The sequence below is a fragment of the Actinomadura sp. NPDC049753 genome (assembly GCF_040674655.1).
GTDB lineage: Bacteria > Actinomycetota > Actinomycetes > Streptosporangiales > Streptosporangiaceae > Spirillospora > Spirillospora verrucosospora.
This window is the reverse complement of record NZ_JBFARL010000349.1, coordinates 1-4,244: the sequence shown is the minus strand read 5'-3', so window position 1 is coordinate 4,244 and position 4,244 is coordinate 1. Positions and strand designations below refer to the sequence as shown.

Genomic DNA, 4,244 nt, shown 5'->3' with positions numbered 1-4,244 from the left:
AGCGACTTCAGCGAGTACGTGGAGGCGTGCACGGCCGTCGCGACGTCCTCCCACGGCGTCTCCAGGAAGTTCCCGCCGAGGGCGGTCTGCGGCGCGAAGCCGATCGCGTGGACCACTCCGTCGAGGTGGTCGAAGCCGCTGTCGCGCAGGTTCCCGGCGAGGGCGCCCAGCTGGTCGGCGTCGGTCACGTCGAGCTCCAGCACCGGCGGCGGGTTGTCGGGGCCGGACGGCAGCCGCTTGGCGGTCCGCTGCGTGAGGGTCGGCCGCGGGTAGGCGGTCAGCACCACCTCGGCGCCCTGCTCCTGCGCGATCCGCGCGACGTGGAAGCCGATGGAGGCGTCGGTGAGGACGCCGGTGACCAGGATGCGCTTGCCTTCGAGGATTCCCATGACTGTCAGTGCCCCATTCCCAGGCCGCCGTCGACCGGGATCACGGCCCCGGTGATGTAGGCGGCGTCCTCACTGGCCACGAACCGCACGGCCTTGGCGATCTCCTCCGGCTTCGCGATGCGGCCGAGCGGCACCGCGGCGGTGATGGCCTTCTGCTGGTCCTCCGTCAGCACCGCCGTCATGTCGGTGTCGACGAATCCGGGCGCCACCACGTTGACCGTGATGCCCCGGGACCCGAGCTCGCGGGCGAGCGAGCGCGCGAACCCGACCATGCCGGCCTTGGACGCGGCGTAGTTGGACTGCCCCGGCGAGCCCAGCAGCCCCACGACCGAGGAGACCAGCACGATCCGGCCCGCGCGCTTGCGCATCATGCCCTTGACGGCGCGCTTGGCCACCCGGAACGACCCGGTCAGGTTGGTGTCCAGGACCGAGGTGAACGACTCCTCGCTCATGATCGCCAGAAGCGTGTCCTTGGTGATCCCCGCGTTGGCGACGACCACCTCGACGGGCCCCTGCTCCGCCTCCACCTTGCCGAAGGCCGCGTCGACGTCCTCGGCGCTCGTCACGTCGCACCGGACGCCGAACAGCCCCTCGGGCGGCTCGCCGGACCGGTAGGTGACCGCGACCGCGTCGCCCGCCGCGGCCAGCTCGCGGGCGATGGCGAGGCCGATGCCCCGGTTACCGCCGGTCACGAGGACAGAGCGACTCATCACGACCCTCTCGTTGTACTGCTCGTTGGCTGCTGCACGACACTAGCGGCCCGCGCGGCCGCTGCGGATGTGCCGAACCGACAAGATCCGCTCACCTCCCTTTGTTCGGGCGGCGCGCGGAACCCCGGCGGGACGGGCGCGGACGGTAGGTTGCGGAGGGTGCATGACATCGATCCCGCCTTCACCGCGCTGCCGCTCCGCGCGCTGGCCGACGCGGCGCTGTCCCGCGCCAAGGAGCTGGGCGCGCAGCACGCCGACTTCCGCCTGGAGCGCATCCGCAGCCAGACCCTCCGGCTCCACGACGCCGCCCTGGAGACCGCCCTGGACGCCGACGACGTCGGGCTGTCGGTCCGGGTCGTCAAGGACGGCACCTGGGGCTTCGCCGCCGGCATCGACCTGACGCCCGACGGCGCGGCCCGCGTCGCCGCGCAGGCGGTGGAGGTCGCCGCCGTCGCCAGCGCCGTCAACCGCGAGCCCATCGAGCTGGCGCCCGAACCCGTCCACGGGGAGCGCACCTGGGTCTCGGCCTACGAGACCGACCCCTTCGACGTCCCGACCGCCGACAAGGTCGCGCTGCTGGCGGGCTGGAGCCGCCTGCTGCTCGGCGACGACCGCGTCGACCACGTCGACGCGACCCTGCTCCAGGTCAAGGAGAACAAGTTCTTCGCCGACCTCGCCGGCACGGTCACCACCCAGCAGCGCGTCCGGCTGCACCCCGTCGTCAACGCCGTGGGCATCGCCGGCGGCCTGTTCGACACGATGCGCACGCTGGCGCCGCCCGCCGGATACGGATGGGAGTGGCTGTCGGGCGAGCACTGGGACTGGGACGGCGAGCTCGCCCGCATCCCCGAGCTGCTCGCCGAGAAGCTCGCCGCGCCGTCGGTGGAGCCGGGGGTGTACGACGTCGTCGTCGACCCGTCCAACCTGTGGCTGACGATCCACGAGTCGATCGGGCACGCCACCGAGCTGGACCGGGCGCTCGGCTACGAGGCCGCCTACGCGGGCACCTCGTTCGCCACCCCCGACAAGCTCGGGGCGCTGCGGTACGGCTCAGAGGTCATGAACGTCACCGGGGACCGGACGACCGAGCACGGCCTGGCCACCATCGGCTACGACGACGAGGGCGTGCAGGCCCAGTCGTTCGACATCGTCTCCGGGGGCCTGTTCACCGGCTACCAGACCGACCGGCGCATCGCCCGCCTCACCGGCGCCGAGCGCTCCAACGGCTGCGCCTTCGCCGACGCCGCGTCCAGCATGCCGATCCAGCGGATGGCGAACGTCTCGCTCAAGCCCGCCGAGGGCGGCCCGTCCACCGACGAGCTCATCTCCGGGGTCGAGCGCGGCATCTACATCCTCGGCGACAAGAGCTGGTCGATCGACATGCAGCGCTACAACTTCCAGTTCACCGGGCAGCGGTTCTTCCGCATCGAGAACGGCCGCCTCGCCGGGCAGCTCCGCGACGTCGCCTACCAGGCGACCACCACCGCCTTCTGGAACTCGATGGAGGCCGTCGGCGGGCCGCAGACCTACGTGCTCGGCGGCGCGTTCAACTGCGGCAAGGGCCAGCCGGGGCAGGTCGCGCCGGTCAGCCACGGCTGCCCCTCGGCGCTGTTCCGGGGCGTCAACATCCTCAACGCGCTGAAGGAGGCCGGCCAGTGAGCACGATCAGGCCGCAGGAGGCCGTCGAGCGGGCCCTGTCGCTGTCGCGCGCCGACGACTGCGTCGTCATCGCCGACGAGGCGAGCACCGCGAACCTGCGGTGGGCGGGCAACACCCTGACCACCAACGGCGTGACCCGCTCCAGCCGCCTCACCGTCATCGCGCTGCGGAACACGGCGGACGGCGTGGCGGCGGGCGTGGTGTCGCGGTCGGCCGTCGGCGCCGACGGCATCGAGGACCTGGTGCGCGCCGCCGAGGCCGACGCGGCCGGCAACGAGGCCGCCGAGGACGCCCGGCCGCTGGTCTCCGAGGGGCCGCCCTCCGGCGCGGCCGGGTGGGACGACGAGCCCGCCGAGACCGGGATCGGGGTGTTCGAGGGCTTCGCTCCCGCGCTGGGCGAGGCGTTCGCCGCCGCGCAGGCCGGCGACCGGCGCCTGTACGGGTTCGCCAACCACGTCCTCACCTCGACGTTCCTCGGCTCCTCGGCGGGGCTGCGGCTGCGCCACGACCAGCCCACGGGGCTGCTGGAGCTGAACGCCAAGGGCGCGGGCGGCTCGGCGTGGGCGGGCGTGGGCACCCGCGACTTCACCGACGTCGACGTCGCCGGCCTCACCGGCGGCCTCGCCCAGCGGCTGGAGTGGGGCGAGCGGCGCGTGGACCTGCCGGCCGGCCGGTACGAGACGATCCTGCCGCCGTCCGCCGTGGCCGACCTGATGATCTACCTGTACTGGTCGGCGGGCGCCCAGGACGCCCAGGACGGCCGGACGGTGTTCAGCGCCCCCGGCGGCGGCACCCGCGTCGGGGAGCGGCTCAGCGACCTGCCGGTCACCCTGTCGAGCGACCCGGCCGCCCCGGGCATGCAGTGCGCGCCGTTCGTCATCGCGCACGCCTCCAGCCGCGAGTCCTCGGTGTTCGACAACGGGCTCGCGCTCGGCGCCACCGACTGGATCCGCGAGGGCGCCCTCACGTCCCTCGCGCAGACCCGGCACTCCGCCGAGCGCACCGGGCTGCCGCTGACCCCCGCCGTCGACAACCTGTCGATGAGGGGTCCCGAGGGCGGCGCGTCCCTGGAGGAGATGATCGCCCGCACCGAGCGCGGGCTGCTGCTGACGTGCCTGTGGTACATCCGGGAGGTCGACACGCAGAGCCTGCTGCTGACCGGCCTCACCCGCGACGGCGTCTACCTCGTCGAGGACGGCGAGGTCGTCGGGGCCGTGAACAACTTCCGGTTCAACGAGAGCCCGGTCGACCTGCTGTCGCGGATCGCCGAGGTCGGCGAGACCGGGCCGACGCTGCCGCGCGAGTGGTCGGACTACTTCACCCGCACCGCCATGCCGGCGATCCGGGTCCCCGACTTCCACATGTCGACGGTGAGCCAGGCCACCTGAGCCGCCGCGGCCGGGGACGGCGCCGCCCCCGAGCCCGCGCGCGGAGTCAGGGCCACACAGGCATTGCCCCCCCGGGCCGTCCGTGGCTCCAACAAGGG

General features: G+C 73.3%; 4 protein-coding genes. 2 read left to right on the top strand and 2 right to left on the bottom strand.

Going from position 1 to position 4,244, the window contains the following annotated elements; genetic code table 11:
- Both AB0K37_RS40535 and AB0K37_RS40530 read right to left on the bottom strand, forming a co-directional pair.
- On the bottom strand, positions 1-389 hold a 389-nt coding region (locus AB0K37_RS40535), incomplete at its 3' end, for an SDR family oxidoreductase (RefSeq protein ID WP_363991126.1).
- A 5-nt stretch (positions 390-394) separates the two neighbouring features.
- Positions 395-1,099: a beta-ketoacyl-ACP reductase gene (locus tag AB0K37_RS40530; protein ID WP_363991123.1), complete on the bottom strand. Its 705-nt coding sequence runs from the start codon at positions 1,097-1,099 to the stop codon at positions 395-397.
- Between the two features lie 159 nt (positions 1,100-1,258).
- Here AB0K37_RS40530 and AB0K37_RS40525 point away from each other — a divergent pair, with 159 nt between their 5' ends.
- The gene (locus AB0K37_RS40525) at positions 1,259-2,758 is read left to right on the top strand and encodes a TldD/PmbA family protein (protein ID WP_363991117.1); all 1,500 of its coding nucleotides are present in this window, start codon (positions 1,259-1,261) and stop codon (positions 2,756-2,758) included.
- A gap of 5 nt (positions 2,759-2,763) precedes the next feature.
- A complete protein-coding gene (locus tag AB0K37_RS40520; protein WP_363991128.1) occupies positions 2,764-4,146 on the top strand; it encodes a metallopeptidase TldD-related protein in 1,383 nt (460 codons plus the stop codon).
- The last annotated feature ends 98 nt before the right edge of the window (positions 4,147-4,244 follow it).